We start from the raw sequence: 25,862 nt of genomic DNA, 5'->3' as shown, positions 1-25,862 counted from the left end.
CCAAGCTATCGTCTCTTCTGCAAGAAAGGTTTTCCCATGCATATCGACCTGTCCGGCAAGCGCGCCCTGGTTCTCGGGGCGAGCGGTGGACTCGGGGCTGCGATCGCGGCGGGGCTGGCCGATGCCGGCGCCAGCGTCGCCGTCGTCGGTCGCTCCGCCGAGCGTCTCCAGGGAGCACTTCCGGCCATGGCACCCTCCGCGCATATCGTCGCCGATCTCGGCATGCCCGATGCGGCGGACTTGATCGCCGACCATGCCCTGGAGAAGCTGGGCGGCGTGGATATCCTGGTCAACAATTCGGGAGGCCCGCCGCCTTCTCCGGCATTGGGCGTGGCCTCCAGCGTGTGGCGGTCGCAGTTCGACATGATGGTGCTGTCGCTCATGAAGCTGACCGACCGTCTGGCACCAGGCATGGTCGAGCGCCGGTGGGGGCGCATCCTCACCATCGTCTCCTCGGGAGTGCAGGCGCCGATTCCCAATCTGGCCGTCTCCAACACCCTTCGGTCCGCGCTCGTCGGCTGGTCCAAGACACTGGCCGCCGAGCTTGCGCCGAACGGCGTCACCGTCAACCTGATCGTGCCGGGCAGGATCGCGACCTCCCGCGTGGCGTCACTCGATGGCGCGGCGGCACAGCGCAGCGGACGCAGCGTCGAGGATGTCGAGGCCGCCTCGCGTTCCCTGATTCCAGCCGGCCGCTACGGTAGACCGGAAGAATTCGCCGCGGTTGCCGTCTTTCTGGCAAGTCCCCAGGCTTCCTATGTCACCGGAACCTCCGTGCGCGTCGATGGCGGGATGATCCGCGGCATTTGACGGCCGCGATTTTTCGGTGATGCGGAATGTCGGGAAGGAGGGGAAGCGATCGTCCTCGGAGCAGGGAAGAAGATGTCCCCAACCCCGGAGATCGATCCATGATGCCTGCAACCGCCCATGCTCCCTGGAAGACTGCCGCCGTTCTCGTCGCGCGCCTTATCTTCGCCGGCCTGTTCATCATGGCTGCCGGTTTCAAGTTCTCGAACATGACCGGCACCGCCGACTTCATTGCCGCGGCGGGCTTGCCAGCAGCGCTGTTCCTGGCCTGGTGCGCGGCGCTTTTCGAATGCCTGCTGGTCCTCGCATTCCTGACCGGCGCCTGCTTCGCCGAGGCGGCGCTCCTCGCAGCCGTCTACGTCCTGTTTCTTGCTTTCGCCTTTCACGGACCTGGGCGCTGGGCCGGAAACCAGGCCGAGTTCGGCTTTTTCATCGATCACTTCACCTTCATCGCCGGCCTGCTTTTCGCCGCCGCTCATGGGCCGGGACGTGTGCTGGCTCTCGATAGGGGGTTGATCGGCAGGCGCCAGGAGGAGCAGGCGATCTGAGCCGCCCAACCCTTGCTGGAACCTCAATCGGTGCTGGAGGCGAACCACCACCAGCTGCGCTTGCTGCGCGAGGCGACCTGGCTGCCGGAGCGCGAGAGGCTCGGCACGACGGCGAGTTTGGTGATCTCGCCGCTGCGATAGGCGCGGAGGAAGCGGCTGTAGTCCTTGAAGGAGACACAGCCGTTCGAATCGCCGCGCGGCCCGAGCATATAGGTGTGGGCGAGCAGGCCCACGCGGCCGTAGACGCTGCCCCCGCCCGAAGGCGTGAGACGCAGCGCCGCGACGCCGTGGAACAACTGCTCTCGCGGCGACAGATCGTAGGTATGGGGCGGCGTCGCCCCACGGTTCTTCACATGGACGGACCCGGGATCGTCCAGCAGGCCGCCGAGCCCGGAATGGGCTTCCAGCTTCTCGCCGTTGGGCAGGTAGACCGTATGAGCGGCAATGTCGTAGATCGCCGTGCGATTGCCGAGGCTTGGTGCCGAGATGGCCGGTGCCGGGCGAGCGCTTGGTGCCGGGCGCTGCTCGGCCGGATCGAGCGAGGCGAGAACGGGACCTGGGCGCCTTATGGGGCTTTGCGGCGGCAGCGGTATCTGGGCGGTTTCCTGCTCGGACGGCGCTTCCGCGAGGGCCACATCGCGCATCGGGGGCAGGGGGATCGTTTCGGGAATGCTGCCGGTCACCGTCGTATCGGCATCGGCACTTTCCTCGACGGGAGCGTCCGGCGGCTCGGGCGCGGCGGGATTGGCGTTCACGGCCGTCACCGTGTGAATGCGCGGAGCGGCGATGTCGGGTTCATGGGCATAGGGCGTCAGGCTCGCCAGCACCGGCCCGAGGGACGGAGCGATCTGATCGGCGCGCCGCAAGGGCACTCCCTGGGCAATCTCCGCTCCATCCCGGACGACGGACGGCATGCTGCCTTGCCCGCTCGCCATCTGGTCGCGCGCGGCAGCGTCGTCGTTGCGGTTCGCCGCCGCGATCTCCTCGGCGATGATCCGGGTGGGATCGTCAGCGATCTGGGCTGAATCCGGCAGCCTGTTGGCCGCGACCACCATCCTTGGTGCGAAAGGATCCGCCGTTCGCAGATTGGGGGTTGTCGACAGCGAGGTTGCGACCACGGAAGGAGCGACCAGCGTGACTGCCGTCCAGGTCGTCGCGATCAGGCCGAAGCCGATGCCACCCATCGCCAGCCAGCGGAATCGCATCCGGCGCGACTCACGACGATCAGGGGAGGCGATGCCGCGGGACGCACGAACATAAGTCATAGAATTGTTTTCCCGGACGGGTCCATGAAAGCTCTTCGCTCCATGAAGCCATCGGCTGAGCATCGAGGTCGGCTGCTGCGAAAGGCGGTTTTGCGCGGCCAGTGAAATTCCAGTCTCGTTCGGCCGTCAGCCGACACAGGAAGTGTGCCCAATCTTGGTAACCAAACCCTTTACGCTGCGTACGAGTTTGGGGCGCCCGAGGGACGCACAGGAAATCGTTCGCCGGGATTGCCAGCGAGACGCCATGATCGGCGCGAGGTTTGGCTAATGCTTCCTTCCCGAAGGCGCCGAATTAACCATCCGACGAACAATCCACGCCTGGCATCGCCGTCTCCGGCGAGCGTGTCCGGGCCACTGTCGGGATTTCGGGTACCGGCTGCTGCTGGGGCGCAGGCCTGCGGCATTTCCGTGCAGCGGCGCGCGGGTTGTGGCACGGCTCATCCCGAGTAGGGAGCAAGCCGAATTCAGCCGCTCAGCGCCCAGTTCGGCAATGCCGGCATTGCCCGCCGGATTGGCGGCGTCGATTGGATCTCGCCCCTCGGCGGACGCCGAAGCCTCGGCCCGGTCGCTTGGCGTGGTGTAGCTGTGATCGGTTTGGGCGCGTTCAGCTTCCGGGGGTCTTGTCCGACCACAACAAGGCCTCGACCTCGCTGCGGATCGAATCGACCAGCGCCGGCGGGCCTTCCAGGGCGAGGCCGGCATTGGTTTCCGAGGTGAGGGTGATCTCGTGACCCTCGACCAGGAAGCGCAGAGTGCCGATCTCCTGGCTCAGGCCGATGTCCCAGGAACTGGCGCGGGTCTGCGCCTTGAGGCGGCGTAGCGCGGCGAGCACCCTGGCCCGCAGGGCTTCGTCGTGCTCGCGTCCCAGGACGAGGCGTTTGGGGCCTGAAATGGCTGGCAAGTCACAATTCCCTATCGGCAGGTGATGTCGATTACCCGCGAAAGGGCGGACTTGTCCAGTCGGCTTATCGATTGAGCGTGAAATGTGCGCGCATGAACGCGATATAGTCCTCCTCGCTCTTCCCGCGGCGGGCTTTGACAAAACCGCGGGCGTCATCGCCGATGAGGTAGCGCAGCCTTTCCGAGCCATCTGTCACGGCATCGAATATGCAGGCGGCAACGTCGACTGCCGTTATGCTTCGCGCCGCCGCCATGCGGGCGAAGGCGGCGTTGGTTGCGGCGACGAAATCGTCATAATCTCCTGGGGTGGTGCCGACTGCACTGTCGGCTGCCTGGCGCTCCATGAAACGCGTGGCGCCGACGCCGCCATGCGGAATGACCAGCTTCACCGCGATATTCTGCGAGGCAAGCTCATAGGCAAGAGCCTCCGAGAACCCTTCCAGCGCGAACTTGCTGGCGCAGTAGAGGGATATCATCGGCAGGGTGAAGAGGCCGGCACCGGAACTGACGTTCACGATCACGCCCGCCTTGTTGGCGCGCAGATGCGGCAGGAGTGCGCGTGTGACGTCCATCACGCCGAAGACGTTGACGTCGAATTGCTGCTGGGCCTGCTCGCGCGAGACTGATTCGAACAGGCCGTATTGGCCGTAGCCGGCGTTGTTGACGAGGGCGTCGATACGGCCGAAACGGGTGAGGCCGTCCTTCATCGCCGAGGTGATGCTGGCCTCGTCCCGCACATCGAGCCGGGCGACGAGCACGTCGGGCAGAGTGGAAAATTCGATACCATCCGCCGGGTTGCGCATGGTGGCGACGACGTTCCAACCCCTTTCGGCAAAAAGCCTGGCGGCAGCCTTGCCGATACCCGAGGAGGTGCCGGTGATGAGCACGGTCTTCTTCATATTGCGCTTCCTGTTGCCTGTGGCGCAGGAGATGGCATTCCCTGATTGATCCGATAAGACGCATATTGTTGTATGGGGAGATGCAGGTTTTCGTACAATGAAGCGTCCGGGATTGTTCGAGCTGAACGCGGTGGTCGCGGTCGCCACCCATCGCAATTTCCGAGCGGCGGCGGCTGAACTCGACATGTCGCCTTCCGCGCTCAGTCACGCCATCGGCACGCTCGAGAAGCGGCTGGGGGTGCGGCTGTTCAACAGGACGACGCGCAGCGTCTCGCTTTCGGAGGCGGGCGAACAGTTCCTGGCGCGTGTCCGGCCGGCGCTGCGGGAGATTTCCGAGGCGATGGAAGCGGCGAACGAATTTCGCGACACGCCTGCCGGCTTGCTGCGCATCAATGCATCGGACGGAGCGGGCGCGCAGTTCTTCGTGCCGGTAGTGCTGGAGTTTCTGCGCCGCTATCCCGACATGCAACTGGATCTTGTTACCGATGGGCGCTTCGTCGACATCGTCGCTGAGGGATTCGACGCTGGTGTAAGGCTGGCGGAGGCAGTGCCGCAGGATATGATCGCCATCCCCTGCGGGCCCGAGATCAGTTTCGCGGTGGTCGGTTCGCCCGCCTATTTCGAAGGCCGGGAAATCCCCGGCGTTCCCGGGGATCTCCTCGGCCATGAATGCGTGCGCGTGAGGCTGCCGAGCGGCATGCTGATGCGTTGGGAATTCGAGAGGCATGGCGAGGAGATGCTTGTGGACGTTCGCGGCGCTCTCACGCTCAACAGCCACAATCTGCTGGTCGAGGCAGCGCTCGGGGGAGCCGGATTGATCTGGACGAGCGAGTGGGCGGTGGCCGAGCACCTCGCCGCCGGCCGGCTTGTCCGCGTGCTGGAGGATTGGACGCCCTCCTATCCCGGCCTATGTCTCTATTATCCCGGCCGCCGCCATGTTCCTGCAGGATTGCGCGCATTCATCGCGCTGATACGGGAATTCAACACACGGGCGCCCTGACCACGCCTCGCCTCTCCTCGGATGCCAGCCACTTCGGCCATAGCGCCGCGAGGGCCTGACTTCGGCCGGCGCTGAATTCCGGCAACGCTGAGGAGCCGGTTCCTGCACTGTAGCGCATGTCCGTGGCGGGCGTGACGACCACCGGCTCAGCGCCGTACTGGTCGAGGGTCACGTCGATGATCCATCCGCCTGCTTCCACCCAGGCGTGCGATTCCCAACCCTGTGTCGTCTGGAAGCCATAGGGGCAATCGTCGGGGCCATCGGGCAGCAGGCGGGGCGTGCCCGAGCGCCACGTGGCTGCGAGGCCGAAATCTTCCTGCAGGACCTTCTGCAGAAAGGCGCTTGATCGCGTACTCGTCCAGCGTGAGGAGACCGACGGCATTTCGCCCCAAGCCCGATGCCATTCGAGCCAGGCCGGTTCGAGAAACCGCCGGACTGCTCCGGCGATGATGACAAGCTGCGCCTGCTCGACCATGGTGCGATTGTATGCCCATGGCCGTGCTTGTGGAATAGCCAACTCAAACGATGCCCGGCACGCCGCGCGGGGGAACCGAAAGGATTGCGGCCAGCGTGTTGAGGCCCTGGCGCAGGACTTCGCGGTTGGAGGCTGCGCCGAGGGAGATGCGCAGGGCCGCGGGCGGCGTGCCTACGGCAAAGGCCTCGCTGCCCACGATTGCAAGGCCCGCCTTGCGGGCATCCAGGCTGAAATCAGCCTCCGTCCATGCCTTCGGCAGGTTGAGCCAGAGATGATGCGCGTCGGGATCGGTGCGGAAGCCGAAACCCTGAAGGGCCGTTGCTGCGATGGCTTGCCGCGCCCGGTTTTCCCGGCGGATCGAGGCCGTGAGGCGCGACAGCGTGCCGTCCTTGATCCAGGCGGTGGCAAGTCCGGCCATCAGCGGTGGAGCCATCAGGTTTGTGACGCGCGTCTGTGCGGTCACCCGCAGTGCCCCCGCAAGGTTCGGCGCTACCACGTAGGCAATGCGGAGAGCCGGCGTGGCACATTTCGACAGGGTCGCGATATGCCAGCTCCGCTCGGGTGCGAGGGAGGCCAGGGGCGGCGGTGCCGCTTCCGGCAGGGCGCCATAGGCATCGTCCTCGATGATGGCGACGTCATATCGCCGGGCGATGGCCGCCAAGGCCTCCCGGCGCTCTCGCGAAAGGGTCGCCGTGGTCGGATTGTCCAGCGTAGGCACGCAATAGAGGGCGCGCGGCCGTGCCTCCAGGCACTGGCGCTCAAAATCGTCGGGGATCAGCCCCTTCTCGTCGCTTCTCACCGGAACGAGCCTTACGCCGCAGCGGGCGGCGACGGAACGCAGGCCCGGATAGGTCACCTCCGGCGCGGCTACCACGTCTCCCGGCTCGGCGAGGGACGAGACCACCGCAAACAGGGCGGCCTGCGAGCCGGAGGTGACGACCAGCCGCTCCAGGTCGACGGGGCCCAGGCGGGCCTTCAGGAACAGCAGGCCCGCCACGCGGTCCGCAGGCGCGCCGGCATTGTCCTGGTAGTGAAGCTGCAGGAGGGCATGCGGTAACGCCAGCACCGAGCCGATGCCGTCGCGGATCGCCTCGCGCAGGAGCGCATCCGCCGGCTGGGGCGGCATGTTCATGCTCAGATCGACGACGGGGGAGTTGTCGGGTGGAGGCGGCTCGTAGCGCGCCGTTCTCGGAACGCTCACGAAGGTTCCACGCTTGGTGTTGCCTTCCACCAGGCCTTCGCGGCGGATCTCGTTGAATGCGCGGGTCACCGTGGTGAGATCGACACCCAGCGCCTTGGCGAGTTGTCGCTGCGGCGGCAACTGCGTGCCGGGCGTGAGGCGGCCAGCCCTTATGTCCGCGGACAATGCTCGCGCTATGGCGAGGTATTTCGGCGCATCGTGTGCCAGATGGCTAGGGAGCCAGGATGCCGCAGGCGAATCGTCTTGCATTTGTATGCCTACAAATATACATAGGAGGGCAGAGATCGCTGCCGATATCAAGAGCTTCTTCGTCTGATGTGGTAGGGATCAAGCGAATCTGGAAGCAGGATACTGATATTTGTATGGAATTTCAATCCATACATTTTGTCCTGTGGATTTGGGAGACTTGCCATGGACGAACATTCTGCAGCCGCTCAATCGATCTGGCGCGTCGGGATCCGCGGCCTGTGTCCGCGGTGCGGCCGCGGCAAGCTTTTCAACGGCTTCCTCAAGCTGGCCCCGAAATGCAATGCCTGCGGACTGGACTATTCATTCGCCGATCCGGCGGATGGACCAGCCTTCTTCGTGATGATGACCATGGCATTCCCCGCCACGGGCTTTGGCATGTGGATAGAGCTGGCCTACGAGCCGCCGCTCTGGGTGCATTTCGTGACCACCTTGCCCTTCCTCCTGTTGTCCTGCGTGCCCATTCTCCGGCCGATCAAGGGCGTGCTGGTCGCCAGCCAATACATCAACAAGGCCGAGGAGGGGCGGCTGGTGCAGCCCGACGAGCCGCCGCCCAGCCGGGTTCAACTCGCGGGACGGAGCTGATAGGCTCGCCTGGTCCATCCCGTCGCGTCCGTCATGGGAAGCTCCATGTACTCCTCAGTCACCGCGCCGGTCTCGCCACGCGATTTCCATGACCGGATCTACGAGGGCGGGATCGCGCGCTTTTCCGCGCTTGAGCCGATGAAGCAACTGGTGGCCTTCACCAAGAACATGCTGGAGGAGGCCTTCGCCCCGCATGCCCCGGTGGAGATCCATCGCCATCTGGCGCATGCACGGCAGGTGGAAGTCTTCGCCGAAATCGAGAAGAACTTCGCCCGTTCGGCCGAGGTCAAGCGGCTCTGGGCCGACTTGTTCCGGGCCGCCGGTCTCGACCCGGCACGGGTGGCGCGTGACCGCCTGCACCTGCGTTTCCAGCCGCATCAGGATCCCGGCGCCAACCTGCCGCGCGCCCGCAATACCTCCACCATCGCCTTCCACCGCGACACCTGGGGCTCGAACCTCTACGCCCAGACCAACTGGTGGGCGCCGGTCTATCCGATCACCGAGGGGCGTACTTTCGCAATCTATCCGGATCTCTGGATGCGCGCCGTGCCCAATACCAGCGCCAGTTTCGACCTTGAGGCGCTGCTGGCGCGCGCCAGGACCGAAGGACGTCATGCGCTCGGCGCGGATGACGCGATTCCGCATCTGAGCGCGCCCGTGGATGTCGGAGCCGTCAGGCCGGTCGTGATCGAACCGGGCGAGGTCATCGCCTTTTCGAGTGCCCATGCCCATGCCGGCGTGCCGAACACCACCGGCTCGACGCGGATCTCGCTGGAAACGCGAACGCTCTGGATCGAAGACGTGCTGGTCGGTCGAGGCGCCTCCAATGTCGATGGGCAGGCCCCCTGGATGGCACCTGGGTGGTTCCGGCGCGCCAGCGATGGCGAGAAGCTCACCACCCTGCTCGGGTGGAACGAGCTGGAACCCTATCGGCCCGGATGACAGTCTTCCCGATGGTGCGCTCGGCGCCGGCTCACACGCCCTCTGCCGCCTCATGCCTCGAACGATGGCCGCTCATGGCGTCGCCCGCATTGAGCGGCAGTTTGGCGGAGACGGGAGCCGCCAGCAGCGAGATCGCGGTCACCGCCAGGAAGGCCACGGAGAAATCGGTGAGCGTGGTCTCCGTGCGCCCGAAGGCCAGGCGCGATGCCGTGAGCGCAAGGGCGCCGGTGCAGATGCCGAAGGAAAGCATCAACTGCTGGAACGTCGTGTAGAAACTGTTGGCCGAGGAGGTGCGGTTCGGCGGGATATCGTCATAGGCGATGGTGTTGTAGGCCGTGAACTGCAGCGACATCGAGAACCCGCAGACGAGCAGGACCGCGAAGACTCCCCAATGTGGCCAATCCGGCCTGAACATCGCGCAGCTGGCGTAGAGCAGGCTCGAGAACACGCTGTTCCAGACCAGGGTCGAGCGGAAGCCCCAGTGCCTGAGGATCGGCTTGGCCGCCGCCTTCATCAGCATGGAGCCACAGGCCGTGGCGAAGGTCATCAATCCGCTCTCCACCGCCGAGAGGCCGAAGCCGATCTGCAGCATCAGTGGCAGAAGGAAAGGCTGGGCGCCCTGGGTGATGCGCGAAAGCGAGCCCGCCAGGACGGAGATGCGGAAGCTCTTCACCCGCATGAGGGTGAGATCCAGGATCGGCTCGAACCGGTGCTGCCTGCGGGCATAGAGAATATAGGCTGCCCCGCTCACGCCGCCGATCACGAGGAGCGCGATCGCCATCGGCGCTTCCTCGATCGTGCCGCGGCTGGTCATTTCGAAGCCGAACAGCAGGCAGGCGAGCGACAGGCCGGAGAGCACGAAGCCCGCCATGTCGAAGGGCTCGTGCTTGCCTTCCTTGGTGTTGGGGATGAAGAGCTGGGTCAGGATGAGACCGACCACGCCGATCGGGATGTTGATGTAGAAGATCCAGCGCCAGTCGAGATAGCTCACGATGAAGCCGCCCACCGGCGGGCCGAGGATCGGGCCGGTCAGCGCCGGCACCAGGAGCCAGCCCATGGCGGATACGAGGTCGCGCTTGTCCACCGTGCGAAGGAGGATGAGGCGGCCTACAGGCACCATCATCGCGCCGCCCGCGCCCTGCAGAACGCGTGCCGCCACCAGCATCCACAAGCTCGGAGCCAGGGCGCAGAGGATCGAGCCGAGCATGAAGATGCCGATCGCGGAGGCGAATACGGTGCGCGCGCCGTAGCGGTCCGCGATCTTGCCGCTGGCGGGGATGAGGACCGCGAGGCTGAGAAGGTAGGAGGTCAGCGCGATGCTCATATGCGCCGGCGAGACCTGGAAGGATTTTGCCATGGTGGGCAGCGCGGTCGCCAGGACGGTGGCGTCGAGCTGTTCCATGAACATGGCGCTGGCAATGATCAGCGCGGTGGTTCTGAAATTGGGCCGAGCCGTCTGGGGCATGGCACCGAGGGCTAACTCCGACATGGAAATGACAATTCGTGCAACAGCCAGCCCAAAAAGGGAGGCTCAAAAAACAAACCGACTTTATTCCGGGAAGGATGGATAAATCGTTATAGGCCCGCTTTTGGTCCGAGGAAATGGCGAAATTAGGGTGGATCCCAAAAAATCGTGGGAGCGGCCTCGCGCCATTGTCGCAGGGGCCACCGCCGCCCTGGAAGTCCGCGGTCCCGATGGGCAAGGTTGCGTCAAAATCGGCAGACGATCAGCGCTGATCGGATGGCGTGGAATGGCCGATGCCCCCGGCGTTCCCGTCGAAAATCGACGCACGCAAAGTCCGGCGGTTGTTTCCGGCTTGATTTTTTCCTGGTTCGGGAGCCATAAGCCTAGCTGGAAGGAAGGGATGCTCTCTTCCTCGAAGCAGGAAGCCGCGTTGCAGATTCTCCGGCCCTTTTTTGCGTTCGTTCATGACGCCGCAGCCCACACGGCCTTCCCGCCGCGCATGGACTGGTGCGTTCGTGGCGAAGAGACGCGCGGAAGTGTCAACATGGACGGCCTGTTTGGGTTCCATGAAACCGCCGGCAAAGCGGTCCTCGATCAACACTTTCAATAATCCGGCGGCAGGGCAGTCCCCTCCGCCTTTACGGCAGGAGGGTTTGTACGCCCGCATCTCCCAGAACGGCAGCAAAACAGGCAGTACCGGCGCGCGTATTCGTCACGCCTGCTTTCGGTCGCGCGTTGCCCATTCTCCTGTCATCTTCCTGTCTTTTCGTTGCCGGACAACCCACTTGCCGATAGGCGGCGGGAAGGTCCGCCAGCATACGACCAATGATCCGCCGGCCGGGCAACCGGGTCATTCCCTTCCTCCAGCCGTCGTCACCCCTAGGAGCTAAAAGCGTTGAGTTGAGGTAGTCATGTCATCGCATCCCGCGCTCATATTGAATGCCGATTTCAGGCCTTTGAGGTATTTTCCGTTGTCGCTCCTGTCGTGGCAGGATGCGCTGCGTGCCGTGTTTCTCGACCGCGTGAGCGTGGTGGCGGAATATGACGCCGTGGTGCGCAGCCCGTCGACGACGATGCGCCTGCCCTCGGTGGTGGCCCTGCGGGACTACCAGAAGGTAGACCGCACCGTGCCGTTCACCCGGTTCAACCTCTTCCTGCGAGACGAATTCACCTGCCAATATTGCGGAGAGGGCTTCCAGGCCCGCGACCTGCAGTTCGAGCATGTGATCCCCCGCTCCAGAGGGGGAGCGACCTCATGGGAGAACATTGTCGCCGCCTGCGGCGAGTGCAACGCGCTGAAGGCAGACAGGATGGACATGAAGCCCATCCGCAGGCCGGCGCGCCCTTCGCCCTGGGATCTTCTCGAGGCGAGCCGGCGCTACCCGCACAACTATCTGCACGAGAGCTGGGTCGACTATCTCTATTGGGACAGCGAGCTTGTCTCCTGACATGGAGCGCCTCCGCCAGCCGGAGGCGCTGCCGGCGTCAGTAGCGACTATGCGTCGCTTCCTTCACGGCTTCGATGGCCCCGGCTGCCTCTGAATTTCCGGTCGCCGACACCGCCTCGAATACGCGGCGTGCCTCGGTGAAACGCTGCAGGTGGAAATAAGACCAGCCGCGCAGCATCAGGAGATCGGTCTGCTCCGGCGCGAGGGTAGCCCGCGTGTCGAGCGCTATCAGCGCCTGCGTGTAACGGCCGCCCTGATAGTCACTGATGATGCGTTGCGTCAGGATGGAAAGGTTGAGATCGCGCGCACGGCCAGCCGGCTGCGGTGCCTGGGTCGACGCGGCCGCCGCCTGCGAGGTCAGGCCCAACCGGAGATAGGCCAACGAAAGGCCGTAAGCCGCATCCTGCCTCTGCTGGGCCGACCCTGTCGAAAGCGCGCCCTGGAAGGCAATCACTGCTTCCGACGGGCGATCGAGCTTCATCAGGCACCATCCACCGGCGAGCCCGCCCTGGCAGCCGCCGCGACCCGTCCCCGACCCCGTGGTGGCCGTGCGCTGTCGTCGCGGAGCGGAGCGGCGACCCAGTGCTGCCGGCCGTGGTTCCGTAGCGACAGGCTGGTCCATGAAGGGCTGCATCTGCGCCGGTGCCGGGGCAACGGCCTGCGGTATCTGGATAGGCATCGTCCCGGCCGGCTGAGGCTGAGGCGCCTGAGCCGGCGCTGCCTGAGGCAGTTGACCTTGTGGCGGCGAGGCCTGGTACGCCTGCGGTGCGGGGTAGTAGGTTTGTGGAGCCGGAGCCTGATAGGCCTGCTGTGCAGGAGGTTGGTACGTCTGCTGTACCGGAGGCTGGTACGTTTGCGGGGCCGGAGCCGGATAGGCCTGGGGCGACGGCGCTGCCTGAAGGACCGGCGCCTGCGCCGTCGGCTGCGGCTGGAGCGGCGCATAGGGCTGCATGCCCGTCTGCGCCAGCTCGCGGGCGGCCGCGGGGTCGGTGAGCGCCCTGATGCGCAGCGAGCGCGGACCCCAGGCATTGACCACGCCTCGCACGACGTCGCGCCTGTTCAAAGACAGGTTGGCAATGGCGAGCCCGTAAGCCGACGGTTCGTCATCCGGTTTCCAGCTCAGCGCCGCGGCGAACCAGCGTATCGCCGTCTCGTCCTGACGGTAGAAGTGCGAGTACCAACCCAGTTGCTGCGCTGCCGCGGCATCGTGCTGCGCTGCCACCGCCGTCACCACGCGCGAGAGCACGTCGGTGGCGAGCATCGGTGGCGGCTGCTGTGCGAGGAGATTGGCGATCGTCGCCATATAACTCCTGCGTGTTCCGTCATTCGTGTCGTGCCATGGGGCAAGGATCGCCTCGGCCTCGGCCGATCGCTTGAGGCTTATCAGTGCCAGCGCCAGTCCTTCTGCGGCAACCGCCGAATTTTGGCGCTCATAGGCCTGGCGATACCAGTGCTCGGCCTGGACGGCATCGTCATGCTGGCGGAAATAGCTGCCGAGCAGCAGCGCGTCCGCGGGAGAATTGTTCGCTCCCGCGATATCCTGGAGGAGCTTGAGATCCGGCACGCTGGCGGTGACCTTGGGATCTCCGGCACCGGCCACGATCGCATTCCGGGCGAGCCCTTCCCGGATCGAGCGGAACTCGTCGCCGTCGGCGCCGGTATGGCCCAGGGCGAGAAGCGGCTCGAGTTCGTCGCGAGGCAGCAGCGTCATTGCCTTCTGCATGGTCGAAAGCCGGTCGTGCGGATCGGTGCAGGAGGTCAGGATGTAACGGTATGCATCCTGGGCTCTCATGTCGCGGTCGGTCTGCGCAAAAGCCTCTGCCACGCGCCAGAGGACGTCGACGTCGCCACAGGTCAGGAGGCTGGGCGTCGACGTCGCCAGCTCGATCACCGTCATGTACTGCTTGGCGTTCGAGGCATTGACGAGGCGCTCGCGGGTCTCGGCGACCGTGAGGCGGTCGAGCAGGTCCTTGGGCGGCGTCCAGGCGGGTTCCTTGGCCTGCCGTGCGGCGATGGCTGCGCGTGCCGCCGCGAACTGGCCCTGTGTGTAGAGCTGCCACAGGCTATCGAGCTGCGGATCCGACACGGTCGGCGCCTTGAGAGGATCATCGGGAGGCACCCAGTCCGGATAGAGCGAGCGCAGACGCTCGATCTCGGTATTCAGGCGCCGTGTGTCGCCCTGGCGAGCGAAATAGCGCAGGGCCGTCTCGTCGACCACGGGTTTGGCAGGCTCGCCCGCGGCCTGTGGCGGAGCCGGCGCCTCGGCGGCGGGTTGGACGGGCTGGGGCTGCTGGGCCGCTGGCTGGGCCGATGGAGCAGTGGGCTGAGGCGGGGGAGCGGGAGGCGCCGGAGCGGGAACCGGCGGAGCGTCGCTGTCTGTTCGGGGCGTGAGGATCTCAGCCGCCTGCGCGGAATTGAGCGGCGTTGCGGACCTGCGCGCCACCTGCACGATCTGACTGGAGGAGGAGGCGAGGCCCGGCTGATTCCACAGACCGGCAATCTGCCAGGCGACACAGCCGAACAGCGCCAATCCAAGGACGAAGGTGAGGAAGCCGGGCGTTCTCACAGGCACTCCGGAAAATGTTGAGCCACGCCCGCTAGGGCCAGGAGGTAGAGCGTGGCGGGATAGTAGACATCCAGTCTGGGGGATCGCAGCTCGGCGGGGACGGGTTTGCGGTCGAGCGCGCACTGCAGTACCGCGCCGATCATCCGGTAGCCCGGATCGTCCATGGTGCCGGTGACCTGACCATCCACGAGATTGACGATGGGCGGCGATGTCGTTCCGTCGCCCCAGGCCTTGGCCAAGGGTTCGAGGAGAGCCCGGTCGGTCACGCCGGCGCGGACGAGATAAAGCGGAATGCGCACAGCATCATAGCCGAAGCGCGGATCGAAGCCCGCGGCCGGAGCGGGCTTGGGCGATTTCAGGGATATCCAGTCCGCCGGCAGGCCGGCGTCGCCGAAGCGGGCCTCCCGCACGAGATCGTGCCCGCCGGAGACCAGGCCCTCCCAGTCGGCATTGGGAGCCAGGCGCGCGAGCACAGGCAGGGCCTCGAAGATCCAGTAGGAGAGATTGACAACGGGGCCGTCCGGCCTGTCCTGTGCACCGAATCCTTTCACGCCCGGCATGAGGATGATGCGGTTGCCGACGCGATGCAGAAGCCTCTGGCCGATCGCTCCCGCCATCCCCCGTGAGGTTTCGGTCCAGGAGGGAACCTTCCAGAGATTTCCGCCAAGGGCCAGCGCATAGGCGATGAGGATGTCGCCGTCGGCCGCGTCGTTGATGTCCGTGACATGCGGTTTGCTGTCTGGATCCCACCGCCACACCGCCAGCCCGTCGTCGCGCAGCAGCAATTCGTTGTGGGTGAACGTCCAGATGCGCGTGAACGTTTCCCGATCTTCCGCCAGCACGGCGAGAAGGAGGCCGTAGCCTTGCCCTTCGCTGTGGCTGATGTTCTTGTTGGCGGTGTCGATGACACGCCCGTCCAGTGTCACGAAACGATCGCGCCAGGGTTGCCACTGCGCGGCCGAAAGCGTGCCGGGCCTGGCCGGCTCGCCAAGCGGGACGGCGTGGGCGCCTTGCAGGGGCAGCGCGGACGACACGGTCATCGCCAGAGCAGCTAGCAGCGATATATGGCCGGACAGGCGTCGCCTGGTCATGGTGAGCTTCTCCGGCCGATGCGGGACAGGAACAGGGCGGTCGCCAGGCCAAGGAGCAGGCAGGCGGCGAAGAGCAGAAGGGCAAATGCCAGGAGATTTTCCGAAAGCCAGTTTGCCGCGATCAGCCGCAGATTGGCAAAGGTGGTGGGCTGGGTCGGGACGAAGGAGAAAGTCGTGACGGGCTGCGTCTGCACTTCGGTGAGCCGGGTGTTGTAGGTCACCAGGCGGCCGGTGAGCTGGAACCATTGCGGGCTGGCGGTGAAGGTGTTCACACCCGCGCTCAGTTCGGCGGCGCTCGGGGCCGTGACCAGCGTCCATGCCTTGTCGCCGCTCGGGCTCGGGCCCTGTGCGATCATTGCCGTGGCATCACGCGAAGGATGATAGGCCATGCCGCGGCTGGGCAGGAAACGCAGGGTCTGGCTGGAAACCTGGAAAGTCCGCTGCAGCCAGTCCTGGAATGCGCTGACATTGCCTCGCCAGCCACCGCCCTCGGTCGTCAGCGTGTCTCGCCAGCGGTCGAAGGTTTCCTGCGTGTCTGCCGGATCGGCCGCCGCGACCGGAAGCGACCCTGGTGCGGTTCCGGGAGTGTTGCCGGCGACGACAGGGCCCGACGGAATGTCCTCGTCGTGGGGTTTCCAGCCGGTGCGCAACTGTTCGTCGAGATCGAGCTGGGCCGGCACGGGATCCGGGATTTCCGGAGCTGGCGCGAAGAAGAGGGCATTGCGGTTGTCGAGGGAGGCAGCATTCAGGTCGAGATCGATCAGCCGTCCTGCCGCCACGGCCATGCGCGCAAGCATGGTTGCCGCCGCCGACATCACCTGGCTGTCGTATTTGCTGGCGACGAACGCCACCGGCTCGCTCGAGATATTGTAGGGAAAGGCCGTGCCCTGGAGCGCCGCGAGGTTGGGAAGTTGCGCGATGCGGGCAAAGTCCGGCATGACGAATTCGCTGCTGTCGAACAGGACGAAGCGGTTACTGCCTTTTGCCGGCCCGGCGGCGCATTGCGAATCCGTGGTCGTATAGAGCTGCGCCTCGAAGGTAATCCGGTTCGGCCCGGGACGGAAATGAGTCATCGGAATGCGGATGGGAAGATGCCGCAGGATCTCACCGCCGCTCGTGCTCAGCGGCGTGGTCGCGGCGATGTCCCCGTTGACGAAGACGTCGAGATGGCTGCCCGGCAAGACCTCGCCGCTATAGGCGGCATCGAGCAGCAACGTCGCCTCCCCGGAGGAGACCGAATAGAAATCCGAGGGGACGCCGACCTGGAACTCCGTCTTGAAACGACGGCCCGCGAACTCCTGCGTTGCAACGCCGAGATTGGCGAGCTTGACCCGGCTCGCCCTCAGCAGCAGTGGAGGATTGGGCGCGAACCAGCGACTCGTGTCGAGCACTTCGCGGACGCTTCCCTTCGGCCGGTCGACCAGGGCTCCTACGGCATCGACTGCCTGGGAGACGGCGGCGGCCGTCGGGCCGGAGACCACGAGAGTCGAGGGGCCGAGGGCAGGATCGTTCACGAAGGTCACGATCGGGCGGGAGGCGGCCTCTGCCGGAAAGGCGTGCAGCAGCGGCCGAATATCCTGGGCGGTGCCGATCACTGCCGTAACCGTGCCGGGGTCCACTGCATCGTTGGGGTGGTCCGTGACCAGCACCGCCAGGCTTGGCATGCCGATCAGGAGGGAAGCTGCCTGCGCAAAGCGAAGCACGGGACCGGCCGAGGCCTTGCCGCCGAGGGAAGGCGTGACGATGCGAAGATGCACCAGGCCGTTGGCGTCCGGGGCGGTGGCCGCCATATCCTCCACGCGCGAAAGGCGAGCCGCCGACTGCGAGCGGAAGTGGAGGGCGGTCGCGGTGCTGTCGATCTCCGTGCGCAACTCGTAGGTGGACGAGATGGTGCAGTCGGTACGGTGGCGCTGGACGACCTGGAGCCTGAAGAGATTGGGACCGGCTTTCAGGAGGCCGGCGGGCAGGTCCGCCGAAAGCTTGCCGAGCTGTTCCGACGCCGCGACCGGCGCGTCGAAAACGGCCTGGTTGTTGACGTACAGGGTAAGCCGGGAAGCTTCGGGCGCGACCACGACCGAAGCTTTATAGCCCAGGGTCAGCGAGGCCGGACTCACGGCCTGGTCCTTGGTCAGAACTACATTCCACGCGCGGCTGTCCGTCTCGCCTTCCAGCACGAGATGGCGGAAGGGCAACAAAGGCCGGTCGAGCGCGTCGGCCGGGGATGGCTGGGGTTTGGCGGGAGGCGGCGGCGTGGCTGCCTCAGGCGCGGGAGGCGCCTGGGCCGGCTCGGGTGCCACGGGGGTCGGGCTCGGAGGCGGTGGCATGTTGCGCCGTTCCGGCGCCATGTCGAAGGGCGAGGAAGACTCCTGGGCGTGCAGGCCGGCCATGCCCGTCAGCATCATCGCCAAAGCGAGCAGGATCGAGGCCGGCCCTCTCATGCCTTCCCTCCCGTGCTCTGCTGGGGCGCGGGGCTCGCAGCCCGCGCCGGTACGGATGTGCGATAGAGATAGACAAGGCCGCGCACGGTCTGCTTGACGGCAAGCGCGTAGAACCAGATCGTGCCGCGGATCAGGCCGGGATTGTAGCGGCGGCCCGTCTGGAAGGCGGTCCAGCGATCCGACGTGGCATACAGCAGATCGGCAACCAGGCGATGGTGAACAGGGTCCGTCGTCAGGTAGCGCACGCCTACGGTGGTCGTGCCGGCGTTGTGGTCGATTCGCCTCACGACGGCCGGCAGCGTGGGATCGCCATCCAGCGCGGACAGGGGCGTGAAGCGGATGTGCAGATGGGTCTCGTTGGCGAGGGTCGGGGCCGCGCCGACGACGCGGATGCCGGCGCCGTTGGCCGAGACGTTCTCGATCATGGCCGGGACCGTGGTGTCTCCGAAAGTCAGTTCGCAGCGCCTGTCCGCCCGGACGCGCTGGCTTGATTGCCGCTCGCCGCGCTCGGAGACGACGCCGAGCGCACACCCGGCCAGCAGAACGTTGAGGATGTTCCACATGCCCACCACGATGGTGACATCCGCCTTGTAGGGCTGTTCGATCAGGCGGAAGACCGTCATGGCGACGCCCGCGAGCAGCACGCAGAAGAAGGCGAAGAGCGGCCAGGCGATCTCGGAGAGCCGGCTTTCCTGCACCGAATCGTCCTTTGCCGTCACCCGGAATGTCGGCTTGGTCGGGTGCATGAGGACCGAGCCCAGTGCCGGCAGGAGATAGAGCGTCTGGGCATATTCGTAGAGCTCGGAAATCCATGGCCAGCGATACGAACCATAGAGATAGTTCTGCATCATCAGGTTCACGAACATGTAGGACAGGGTATAGGACAGAAATTCCTGGCCCGATGCGACGAAGATTTCCAGATTGAAGAACAGATAGAACATTGGCGCGACAAGGAAGACGATGCGCGCCAGCGGGAAGAACCAGAACAGGATGCTCGACATGTAGCACAGGCGCTGGGATATGCTCAGCCCACGCTTCATGAAGGGGCGCTGGAAGAGGAAGATCTGCACCATGCCCTGTGCCCAGCGTGAGCGCTGGCCGATGAAGCTGGCGAAGGTCGCCGGCTGCAATCCCGCGATCAAGGGCTTGTCGACATAGATGCTGTGCCACCCCCGCGAATGCAGCTCCAGCGCCGTCTCGCAATCCTCGGTGATGCTGCGGCCCTTGAAGCCGCCGACGGCCGCCAGGGCCGAGCGGCGCAGTGCTGCAGCAGACCCGCAGAAGAAGGAAGCGTTCCACTTGTCGAGGCCGCGCTGGATGATGCCGTAGAACATCTCGTTCTCCGACGGCATCTTCGTAAAGGTGCGCAGGTTGCGTTCGACCGGGTCCGGATTGAGAAAGAAGTGAGGGGTCTGCACCATGAAGAGCTTCGGATCGTCCCTGAAGAAGCCGACGGTGCAATGCAGGAAGTCGCGCGCCGGTGCATGGTCCGCGTCGAAGACGACCACGATCTCGCTGGTGGAATATTCGAGACCGTTGTTGAGGTTGCCGGCCTTGGCGTGCTCGTTGCGTGCCCGGGTGAGATAGTTCACACCAAGCCCTTCACATAATTTCTTCAGGTCCGCATGGCGTTGCTGCGCTTCGGTCGCCGCCTCGATGTTCTGGGCATTGCGCTTCTGTTCCGTACCGCCGTCGTCGAGCAGATAGACATGCAGCTTGTCGGGTGGATAGTCCATGCCCTTCGCCGCCGCGAGCGTCCTGGCCAGCAGCTCGCCGCTCTCGTTGTATGAGGGGATGAAGACGTCGACGCTGGGCAGTTCGTCGTCGCGCAGGCGCGGCGCGATCCGGGAAGGCAGCGGCGTCGCCACCACGAAGAGCGAGAGCGCCAACATGGCGACGCAGTACATCTCGGCCAGATAGACCGTGAGGCCGACGATGAAATTCTCCGGCTGGTTGATCGGGGGAAGCGTGCTCGTGGTGCGCCAATAGACATAGCGCAGCACGATCGACGTCCCAAGCGCCAGGGCTATCAGGCGCCAGACGCCGGTGGGCTTGAAGGCCTTGAGCAAGGCCATGGCGACCACGACGGCAGTGCCGGCGATGAGATGGGTCTGCTGGCTGATCGGCAGGGTCACCAGCATGAGGACGAAGAGAGACGCGAACGCCCAGAGCAGAACAGCGAAGGCCTTGGTCATGGCTGGGTTCCCTGTGGGGACGCCGGTATCAGGGGCGGCGGGGGCACGACGGGGCCGCCGCCGGGGCTGCCGGCCGCAGGCGGCGGCGGAATGACCACGCCGCTTCCGCTTGGGGCAGGAACTGGGGGAGCGGCCTCCGCGGGTTGAGGCGCCGGCGTCCGGGCAGGCGCGTGCCCGCGGCGTTTGGGTGCCCGCGCGGGGGCAGGCTGCGCCTGAACGGCCGCCGAGGGCGCGGGGCCCATCGGCGCGCCGGCGGCGCCGAGGTCAGGCGACAGGGGGCGCGGCGCCTGGGACCAGTTGCCGCTCGACAGCGAGGCGTTGACGTGCAGTCCCATCATCGCGGCTACGAGACTGCTCTCGGTCGCGCCGGGTCGGCACAGGCGAAGGCGGATCGAAACGGTGGCACGACGGTTGAACAGGGACACATCGAGATCGGGCGTCGCTATGCGCTGCCAGGCATACATGCACAACTCGTTCCCCGCTGCTCGACCGAGCGCATAGCCGAACGGACCGTACTGGTTCTGCACATAGGTGAGGGAGCGCCGGAGCGGTACTCCGGGCAGGGATGTTTGGGCTTCCGAGGTCAGCTGTTCGTCCGTGAGCGGACGGTCGCCGAGACTGCTCTCGGCACCGGCGCCGCTGTTGGCGATGCCGAATATGTCGACCCGCAATTCGTTTTGTCCCGGGGCCGATCCGTCGGTCGCGAGCGCGATCGTCTGGCGTGTCGCATTGGAGTATGCAGTCTGCACGATCGACAGGACTGCGGGGGTGCCCGGGCCCAGCGAAACAAACGCGGTCTCGATCGGCACGGTGGTGACCGCGCCCGTTTCGGTGACGATGGTGCGGGGAGCGCCGCAGCCCGCAAGGAGGATCACTGACCCTACGGAAAGTAATCTCGCGAATTTACAGAGCCATTTGTGTGTTTTTTGTGTACGATCCACGCGTTTGGATCGTTGAATTACCCAAGGATGGCTCGCTGCTCGGCGAGTCAAACCTTTGGCATCCGCAGGAAGCTCCATGAATATACCATTTCACGCAATCGAACTGTCGACGCCAAAGTGAAAAGCTAACAAAGCCTTCACGTCAATATCTTTGTGTGAGATATGAAGGCTAAAAATATGCCTGACGAAACGACATAGATATATACTAAAGATAATGCATCATAGTCTTTTATATTTTTATTATTTTACTTTAAAAAATGGAAAGCGCTTCGAGTAAGGAGCCTGCTGAAGTATGATCAGGATTCTTGATAATTTGGTCGTATAAGAATGGTGAGAATATTCGCCGTCAACATCCGCGACCGCGATATGACACAGTTCTTGATGGCAGCATGGTGGTTGATCCGGATGCTTGCCATCCAGTGTTCCTGCTCCCGGATGCAATAGCGATTTCTACTTCTTTGGTATATGGTCTCTATCCGGGCGAGGTATATAAAGTTGAGGAGTGCTACCATAGAAGGTAGTCGTCGCTTTCATCGTTGGATGAAGAGTCCCAATGCGGATCTACAAAAGAAGATGAGCCGCGTCGCCTCGCGAAAGCAGCTCGTTACAAGGTTTCAACGGGACATTCAATTCGAGCCGTTGGTTGCCCCGGTTGCTCGTTTCACCTCCAGCATCAGGGTGAGCGGGTGTCGATCAATCCCTGCTGCTTAAGATCGCTCCAGAATGCCTCCGGAATGTCCACGCCGAGCAGGTTCACATTCTCGCGGGCCTGCTCCGGTGTGACGGCGCCCGAGATCACGCTGGCGACGATCGGGTGGCGCAGCACGAATTGGAAGGCCGCCGCCTTCAGCGGCACCTTGTGGGCGGCGCAGACCGTTTCGATTCTGCGCATCTTCTCGACCACCGGGGGCTCCGCCGGCATATAGCGATAGTAGGGCGTGGGCACGCTCGTTCCGGTCGCCAGAATCCCGGAGGCGAAGGGCGCCCCGATGACGACGCCGACGCCCCGTTCCTCGCAGAGGGGGAACTCATGGTCGAGCGGCCCCTGGTCGAGCAGCGTATAGGGCATGGCCACCAGGAAGAGATCGATGTCGAACCGCTTCAGCATTTCTGGGATCGTGCCGAGGTCGTTGACGCCGGCGCCGATGCCCTTGATCTCCTTGTAATGGCGCAGCATTTCCAGCGCGCGCCAGCCGGAGCGCTCCAGGTCGAGGAAATACTGGGCGACGAGATCGGCGGAGCCGACATGGCGGACGTCGAGATCGTGGATCAACAGGAGGTCCACGGTGTTGATGCCGAGCCGCATGAGACTCTGGTCATAGGAGCGCATGATGCCGTCATAGGTATAGTCGAATCGCTCCTGGAACTTCAGGCCGCCGGCCCAGAAGGGGCCCTTGAAGTTCACGGGGTCCTGCGGACGGTTGAACACCCGACCGACCTTGGTGGAGAGCACGAATTCGTCACGGGGGCGCTGGCGCAGATTGGCGCCGAAACGAAGTTCGCTCATGCCGCGGCCATACCAGGGCGAGGTGTCGAAATAACGCATCTGCGCGTTCCAGGCGCCGTCGAAGGTGGCACGGACGTCCGCTTCGTCGAGATGTGTGAACATGTCGCCCATGGGTCCGCCTCCGAGACCGACCGGCGTGAGCGACACGGAGGTTCGACCGAGCCGGCGTGGTGCGGCGTTCCCTGGCAAGGTGGGCAGGTTCATGGTTTCCATCCCTGAGAATTCGTCATTTAAGAGGGCGTATTTGTCGGACAATGGTAGCGGCAAAAGCGCTGCTGTCCAGACCCGGGACGACTCGGATGAATTCGCAGGTCCGCTTGCTGCTGGGGTCGCGCATTGGCTCGCCCAGCCCAGGATCGATCTTTTCTAATTATCCTATATATAGTTTTATTTATGGTATATTTGAAATCCACGGCCCACGCTAATCTGTCGGATGCCGTACGAAGAAGATTTTATTTATCAACGAATTGGTGTCGTAAGACGCGGGATGGAAGCGGTGATGGAGCGGATGCTGGCGGCATTCTTGCCGGGAAATTCAACGGTCGAGTTGCGCGAAGTCGACGTACCCAGGCCAGGCATAGGCCAGGTGCTGATCCGCATGCGCGCGTCCGGCATCTGCGGCAGCGATATCCACTACATATACCACAAGCATGTCGGTGATGATCCGCGCTCGCGCTACCAGGGCGTGGTTGCCGGGCACGAGCCTGCCGGCGAAGTGATGGAACTCGGTGCAGGCTGCCGGCATTTCAAGGCCGGCGACCGTGTAGCCGTCTATCACATCTCGGGCTGCGGCTTTTGCCGGGCCTGCCGCAAGGGGTTCCAGATCTCATGTACCGATCCGCTGCGTGCCGCCTATGGCTGGCAGCGAGACGGCGGCCATGCTCCCTTCCTGGTCGCCGACGAGCGCGATCTCGTGCATCTGCCGGACAGCCTGAGCTATAGGGATGGCTGCTTCATTTCCTGCGGTGTCGGTACGGCATATGAAGGCATCCTGCGCGGCAATGTCTCCGGCAGCGATAGCGTGCTCGTGGTGGGCCTCGGGCCCGTGGGCATGGCGGCCCTGATGCTCGCCGGCGGACGGGGCGCGCATCTGCGTATTGGCGTGGACGTGCAGCAGGAGCGTATCGACAAGGCCAGGCAACTGGGCCTGATCGACCACGGCTTCGTAGCAGGCCCGAACGCCTTGGAAGCGATCAACGAAGTTACCAAGGGCGGTGCGCACGTCGCGCTCGACTGCTCCGGCAACCCGCATGGTCGTCTCCTGGCGCTGCAGGGCACGGCGAGTTGGGGGCGCTGCGTCTATATAGGCGAGACTGGACATGTGCAGTTCAATGTCAGCGACGACCTGATGCATCGCCAGCGCACGCTGTACGGATCCTGGGTCACCAGCCTGCACAATATGGACCAGTGCTGCGACGACCTTGCCGCCTGGGGCCTCCACCCGCATGATATCATCACCGATGCCTTTCCGCTTCAGAGGGCCGGCGAGGCCTATGCGCTGATGGCGGGCGGCAAGTCCGGCAAGGTCGTGATCGAGTATCCGTGATGAGCGATATCCGGCTGGAGACCGAGGCGCTGGTCGTCGACATCGCGCCGCAGGGCGGCCTGCTCTGGCGCGTGCTTGCGAAGATGGACGGCCGTGAGGTGCCGCTGCTGCGTCAGCCGCCCGAGGGCGAGGAGCGCGATCCGCTGCATGCGGCGAGCTTTCCGCTCGTTCCCTTCGGCAATCGCGTCCGGGGCAATCGCTTCAGTTTCGAAGGGCGGGACCACGAACTGGAGCCCAACATGTCCTGGGACAGGCATTACCTGCATGGCGATGGCTGGACCCGGCATTGGGAGGTCGTCGAGCGAAGGGCGGATCTCGTGCGGTTGCGGCTCGATGCGCACAGGGCGCCCGGTACCCCCTATGTCTACGAGGCCGAGCAGAGCATCCGTGTCGAGGGACATATGCTCGAGACGAGCCTCAGCCTGACCAATCGCGGCGCGGAGGCTCTGCCTTACGGCCTTGGCTGGCATCCCTACTTCCCGCTTACGCCCGGAACGCTTCTCCGGGCAGCCGCCACCGACTGCTGGGACGAGGACAGCCAGTGGCTGCCGACCGTACGCAAGCCGGTATCCGGCGACATGGTCTTCTCGACGGCCGCGCCCCTGCCACGGCGCTGGGTCAATACGCTGTTCGAGGGCTGGAACGGCGGTGCGGTCATCGACTGGGCGGAGAGCGGCCTGCGTCTCGAAATCGATGCCGACCCGCTGTTCGGGCGCTACCTGATCTTCGTGTCGGATCCGGCCTTCGATCCCGGCTACACCTACGATTTCTTCTGCTTCGAGCCGATGAGCCACAGCGCGGATGCGCACCACCACGCCGATGGCGGTGGGCTGAAGCGCCTTGCACCGGGAGAGAGCCTGGCAGGCAGGGTCAGGATGCGCTGGGGGCGCTGAGCCGCTCCCTTGCCGTCTTCAGCACGGCTTGCGTTAATTCGCGCAGCCCGGTCTCCACCGCTCGGCTCCAGTGCCAATAGAGCGGCACCGACAGCGGGGTGTCGGGTATCAACTCGATCAGCCGTCCTGCATCGAGATGCCCCGACACCAGCGAAATCGGGGTCATGCCCCAGCCGATTCCCGCCAGCGAGGCATCGACGAAGCCGTGGGAGGAAGGTATCCAATGGGTGGGCCGCGCCGCGCGCTGCCCGAAGACCTGGGCGATCCAGGCATCCTGCAACTCGTCCTTGATGTTGAAGGTGAGGCTCGGGGCAGTCGCTATCGCCGCCTCGGTGACCCCGGCGGGGAACCAGCGGTGCATGAAGGCTGGATTGGCGGTGGCGACATAGAGCTGCGTGCCGAGCGACCGGCTGCTGCAACCCTGTACCGGGCCTGGAGCGGTGCTGACGGCGGCGCTTACTTCGCCGCGGCGCAGCCACTCGGCGGTGTTGCTCTCGTCGTCGAGCACGAGGTCGAAAAGCCGCCCTTCCAGGCCGGCCAGGGCGGGCATGAACCAGGTCGCCATGCTGTCGGCGTTGACTGCGATGCGTATGGTCGGCGCCCTGGCGGCCGGAAGCACGTCGGCAAGCTCGGCACGCAGCTCATGCTCCATCAGGCCGATCTCCTCGACATGGCGGCTGAGCCGTCTTCCTGCGGGCGTGGCCATGCAGGGCTGGCCCCGGATGATCAGGCTGGTGCCCAACCTTTCCTCGAGAAGCTTCACGCGCTGGGAAATGGCCGAAGGCGTAACGCCGATCTGTTGTGCGGCCTTCTCGAAGCTGCCGGTACGGATGACGGCGGCCATGGCGTCGAGCAGGGCATAATCCAGCATAGATTAGATTCTCTAATCCAGATTTAGATAGTT

At 64.7% G+C, this 25,862-nt stretch carries 23 protein-coding genes; 9 read left to right on the top strand and 14 right to left on the bottom strand.

Annotated elements, in window-relative coordinates; translation table 11 throughout:
- The first annotated feature begins 36 nt into the window (after window positions 1-36).
- Window positions 37-810: an SDR family oxidoreductase gene (locus tag AC6H34_RS05745; RefSeq protein WP_497538173.1), complete on the top strand. Its 774-nt coding sequence runs from the start codon at window positions 37-39 to the stop codon at window positions 808-810.
- Window positions 811-908: 98 nt separating this feature from the next.
- Window positions 909-1,355, top strand: a complete 447-nt coding sequence (locus AC6H34_RS05740; protein ID WP_448150923.1) for a DoxX family protein — start codon at window positions 909-911, stop codon at window positions 1,353-1,355.
- 23 nt (window positions 1,356-1,378) lie between these two features.
- On the opposite strand, the gene AC6H34_RS05735 is transcribed toward AC6H34_RS05740, so the two are convergent.
- The 3 genes from AC6H34_RS05735 to AC6H34_RS05725 all read right to left on the bottom strand — a co-directional run bounded on the left by AC6H34_RS05735 (window position 1,379) and on the right by AC6H34_RS05725 (window position 4,419).
- Window positions 1,379-2,620 carry a DUF2778 domain-containing protein gene (locus AC6H34_RS05735; RefSeq protein WP_497538172.1) on the bottom strand — a complete coding sequence of 414 codons (1,242 nt, stop codon included), beginning with the start codon at window positions 2,618-2,620 and terminating at the stop codon, window positions 1,379-1,381.
- A 604-nt stretch (window positions 2,621-3,224) separates the two neighbouring features.
- Window positions 3,225-3,521, bottom strand: a complete 297-nt coding sequence (locus AC6H34_RS05730; protein WP_448150925.1) for a hypothetical protein — start codon at window positions 3,519-3,521, stop codon at window positions 3,225-3,227.
- A 64-nt stretch (window positions 3,522-3,585) separates the two neighbouring features.
- Window positions 3,586-4,419, bottom strand: coding sequence for an SDR family oxidoreductase (locus tag AC6H34_RS05725; RefSeq protein WP_497538171.1), 834 nt, complete (start codon window positions 4,417-4,419; stop codon window positions 3,586-3,588).
- Window positions 4,420-4,516: 97 nt separating this feature from the next.
- Between AC6H34_RS05725 and AC6H34_RS05720 the strand changes: the two genes are divergently transcribed.
- On the top strand, window positions 4,517-5,419 hold the full coding sequence (locus AC6H34_RS05720; RefSeq protein WP_497538170.1) for a LysR family transcriptional regulator: 903 nt from the start codon (window positions 4,517-4,519) through the stop codon (window positions 5,417-5,419).
- On the opposite strand, the gene AC6H34_RS05715 is transcribed toward AC6H34_RS05720, so the two are convergent.
- On the bottom strand, window positions 5,400-5,894 hold the full coding sequence (locus tag AC6H34_RS05715; protein ID WP_448150928.1) for a hypothetical protein: 495 nt from the start codon (window positions 5,892-5,894) through the stop codon (window positions 5,400-5,402). The genes AC6H34_RS05720 and AC6H34_RS05715 overlap by 20 nt on opposite strands.
- Before the next feature lie 43 nt (window positions 5,895-5,937).
- Window positions 5,938-7,344 (bottom strand): aminotransferase-like domain-containing protein, encoded by a 1,407-nt coding sequence (locus AC6H34_RS05710; RefSeq protein WP_497538169.1) that lies wholly within the window; start codon window positions 7,342-7,344, stop codon window positions 5,938-5,940.
- 162 nt (window positions 7,345-7,506) lie between these two features.
- Here AC6H34_RS05710 and AC6H34_RS05705 point away from each other — a divergent pair, with 162 nt between their 5' ends.
- Together AC6H34_RS05705 and AC6H34_RS05700 are read left to right on the top strand one after the other, a co-directional pair.
- Window positions 7,507-7,926 carry a DUF983 domain-containing protein gene (locus AC6H34_RS05705; protein WP_448150930.1) on the top strand — a complete coding sequence of 140 codons (420 nt, stop codon included), beginning with the start codon at window positions 7,507-7,509 and terminating at the stop codon, window positions 7,924-7,926.
- Between the two features lie 45 nt (window positions 7,927-7,971).
- Window positions 7,972-8,868 (top strand): hypothetical protein, encoded by an 897-nt coding sequence (locus tag AC6H34_RS05700; RefSeq protein WP_497538168.1) that lies wholly within the window; start codon window positions 7,972-7,974, stop codon window positions 8,866-8,868.
- 31 nt (window positions 8,869-8,899) lie between these two features.
- Here AC6H34_RS05700 and AC6H34_RS05695 read toward each other — a convergent pair whose 3' ends face one another.
- On the bottom strand, window positions 8,900-10,357 hold the full coding sequence (locus tag AC6H34_RS05695) for a DHA2 family efflux MFS transporter permease subunit (RefSeq protein WP_448150932.1): 1,458 nt from the start codon (window positions 10,355-10,357) through the stop codon (window positions 8,900-8,902).
- A gap of 262 nt (window positions 10,358-10,619) precedes the next feature.
- Between AC6H34_RS05695 and AC6H34_RS05690 the strand changes: the two genes are divergently transcribed.
- Complete coding sequence (locus tag AC6H34_RS05690; protein ID WP_497538167.1) at window positions 10,620-10,943, top strand: hypothetical protein; 324 nt, start codon at window positions 10,620-10,622, stop codon at window positions 10,941-10,943.
- Between the two features lie 28 nt (window positions 10,944-10,971).
- Here the strand turns inward: AC6H34_RS05690 and AC6H34_RS05685 are convergent, their stop codons facing one another.
- Window positions 10,972-11,187, bottom strand: a complete 216-nt coding sequence (locus AC6H34_RS05685; RefSeq protein ID WP_497538166.1) for a hypothetical protein — start codon at window positions 11,185-11,187, stop codon at window positions 10,972-10,974.
- Between the two features lie 57 nt (window positions 11,188-11,244).
- On the opposite strand from AC6H34_RS05685, the gene AC6H34_RS05680 reads away from it, so the two are divergent.
- Complete coding sequence (locus AC6H34_RS05680; protein ID WP_448150934.1) at window positions 11,245-11,781, top strand: HNH endonuclease; 537 nt, start codon at window positions 11,245-11,247, stop codon at window positions 11,779-11,781.
- 37 nt (window positions 11,782-11,818) lie between these two features.
- Here the strand turns inward: AC6H34_RS05680 and AC6H34_RS05675 are convergent, their stop codons facing one another.
- The 6 genes from AC6H34_RS05675 to AC6H34_RS05650 form a co-directional block, all read right to left on the bottom strand.
- Window positions 11,819-14,347, bottom strand: coding sequence for a cellulose synthase (locus AC6H34_RS05675; protein ID WP_497538165.1), 2,529 nt, complete (start codon window positions 14,345-14,347; stop codon window positions 11,819-11,821).
- Window positions 14,344-15,438: a family 8 glycosyl hydrolase gene (locus AC6H34_RS05670; RefSeq protein WP_497538164.1), complete on the bottom strand. Its 1,095-nt coding sequence runs from the start codon at window positions 15,436-15,438 to the stop codon at window positions 14,344-14,346. The genes AC6H34_RS05675 and AC6H34_RS05670 overlap by 4 nt, the downstream gene beginning before the upstream one ends.
- Window positions 15,435-17,876, bottom strand: coding sequence for a cellulose biosynthesis cyclic di-GMP-binding regulatory protein BcsB (locus AC6H34_RS05665; protein ID WP_497538163.1), 2,442 nt, complete (start codon window positions 17,874-17,876; stop codon window positions 15,435-15,437). Before AC6H34_RS05665 ends, AC6H34_RS05670 begins: the two co-directional genes overlap by 4 nt.
- The gene (bcsA, locus tag AC6H34_RS05660; RefSeq protein WP_497538162.1) at window positions 17,873-20,071 is read right to left on the bottom strand and encodes a UDP-forming cellulose synthase catalytic subunit; all 2,199 of its coding nucleotides are present in this window, start codon (window positions 20,069-20,071) and stop codon (window positions 17,873-17,875) included. The genes AC6H34_RS05665 and bcsA overlap by 4 nt, the downstream gene beginning before the upstream one ends.
- Window positions 20,068-20,946, bottom strand: a complete 879-nt coding sequence (gene bcsN, locus AC6H34_RS05655) for a cellulose biosynthesis protein BcsN (protein WP_497538161.1) — start codon at window positions 20,944-20,946, stop codon at window positions 20,068-20,070. Before bcsN ends, bcsA begins: the two co-directional genes overlap by 4 nt.
- 739 nt (window positions 20,947-21,685) lie before the next feature.
- Window positions 21,686-22,723, bottom strand: coding sequence for an aldo/keto reductase (locus AC6H34_RS05650; protein WP_497538160.1), 1,038 nt, complete (start codon window positions 22,721-22,723; stop codon window positions 21,686-21,688).
- Between the two features lie 295 nt (window positions 22,724-23,018).
- On the opposite strand from AC6H34_RS05650, the gene AC6H34_RS05645 reads away from it, so the two are divergent.
- Both AC6H34_RS05645 and AC6H34_RS05640 read left to right on the top strand, forming a co-directional pair.
- Window positions 23,019-24,065, top strand: a complete 1,047-nt coding sequence (locus tag AC6H34_RS05645; protein WP_497538159.1) for a zinc-dependent alcohol dehydrogenase family protein — start codon at window positions 23,019-23,021, stop codon at window positions 24,063-24,065.
- On the top strand, window positions 24,065-24,958 hold the full coding sequence (locus AC6H34_RS05640; protein WP_497538158.1) for an aldose 1-epimerase: 894 nt from the start codon (window positions 24,065-24,067) through the stop codon (window positions 24,956-24,958). Before AC6H34_RS05645 ends, AC6H34_RS05640 begins: the two co-directional genes overlap by 1 nt.
- Here AC6H34_RS05640 and AC6H34_RS05635 read toward each other — a convergent pair.
- Window positions 24,936-25,829 (bottom strand): LysR family transcriptional regulator ArgP, encoded by an 894-nt coding sequence (locus AC6H34_RS05635; RefSeq protein WP_497538157.1) that lies wholly within the window; start codon window positions 25,827-25,829, stop codon window positions 24,936-24,938. The two genes, AC6H34_RS05640 and AC6H34_RS05635, sit on opposite strands and share 23 nt — an antisense overlap.
- Window positions 25,830-25,862: the final 33 nt, after the last annotated feature.

Source organism: Labrys sp. ALF-8 (assembly GCF_059699065.1).
This window is presented reverse-complemented; position numbering and strand designations above follow the sequence as displayed.

Bases quoted from the DNA above. Each gene is read 5' to 3' on its own strand.
- AC6H34_RS05745 (WP_497538173.1), top strand. From the start codon at position 37: ATGCATATCGACCTGTCCGGCAAGCGCGCCCTGGTTCTCGGGGCGAGC.
- AC6H34_RS05740 (WP_448150923.1), top strand. From the start codon at position 909: ATGATGCCTGCAACCGCCCATGCTCCCTGGAAGACTGCCGCCGTTCTC.
- AC6H34_RS05735 (WP_497538172.1), bottom strand. From the start codon at position 2,620: ATGACTTATGTTCGTGCGTCCCGCGGCATCGCCTCCCCTGATCGTCGT.
- AC6H34_RS05725 (WP_497538171.1), bottom strand. From the start codon at position 4,419: ATGAAGAAGACCGTGCTCATCACCGGCACCTCCTCGGGTATCGGCAAG.
- AC6H34_RS05720 (WP_497538170.1), top strand. From the start codon at position 4,517: ATGAAGCGTCCGGGATTGTTCGAGCTGAACGCGGTGGTCGCGGTCGCC.
- AC6H34_RS05715 (WP_448150928.1), bottom strand. From the start codon at position 5,894: ATGGTCGAGCAGGCGCAGCTTGTCATCATCGCCGGAGCAGTCCGGCGG.
- AC6H34_RS05710 (WP_497538169.1), bottom strand. From the start codon at position 7,344: ATGCAAGACGATTCGCCTGCGGCATCCTGGCTCCCTAGCCATCTGGCA.
- AC6H34_RS05705 (WP_448150930.1), top strand. From the start codon at position 7,507: ATGGACGAACATTCTGCAGCCGCTCAATCGATCTGGCGCGTCGGGATC.
- AC6H34_RS05700 (WP_497538168.1), top strand. From the start codon at position 7,972: ATGTACTCCTCAGTCACCGCGCCGGTCTCGCCACGCGATTTCCATGAC.
- AC6H34_RS05695 (WP_448150932.1), bottom strand. From the start codon at position 10,357: ATGTCGGAGTTAGCCCTCGGTGCCATGCCCCAGACGGCTCGGCCCAAT.
- AC6H34_RS05690 (WP_497538167.1), top strand. From the start codon at position 10,620: ATGGCCGATGCCCCCGGCGTTCCCGTCGAAAATCGACGCACGCAAAGT.
- AC6H34_RS05685 (WP_497538166.1), bottom strand. From the start codon at position 11,187: ATGACCCGGTTGCCCGGCCGGCGGATCATTGGTCGTATGCTGGCGGAC.
- AC6H34_RS05680 (WP_448150934.1), top strand. From the start codon at position 11,245: ATGTCATCGCATCCCGCGCTCATATTGAATGCCGATTTCAGGCCTTTG.
- AC6H34_RS05670 (WP_497538164.1), bottom strand. From the start codon at position 15,438: ATGACCAGGCGACGCCTGTCCGGCCATATATCGCTGCTAGCTGCTCTG.
- AC6H34_RS05665 (WP_497538163.1), bottom strand. From the start codon at position 17,876: ATGAGAGGGCCGGCCTCGATCCTGCTCGCTTTGGCGATGATGCTGACG.
- bcsA (WP_497538162.1), bottom strand. From the start codon at position 20,071: ATGACCAAGGCCTTCGCTGTTCTGCTCTGGGCGTTCGCGTCTCTCTTC.
- AC6H34_RS05650 (WP_497538160.1), bottom strand. From the start codon at position 22,723: ATGAACCTGCCCACCTTGCCAGGGAACGCCGCACCACGCCGGCTCGGT.
- AC6H34_RS05645 (WP_497538159.1), top strand. From the start codon at position 23,019: ATGGAGCGGATGCTGGCGGCATTCTTGCCGGGAAATTCAACGGTCGAG.
- AC6H34_RS05640 (WP_497538158.1), top strand. From the start codon at position 24,065: ATGAGCGATATCCGGCTGGAGACCGAGGCGCTGGTCGTCGACATCGCG.
- AC6H34_RS05635 (WP_497538157.1), bottom strand. From the start codon at position 25,829: ATGCTGGATTATGCCCTGCTCGACGCCATGGCCGCCGTCATCCGTACC.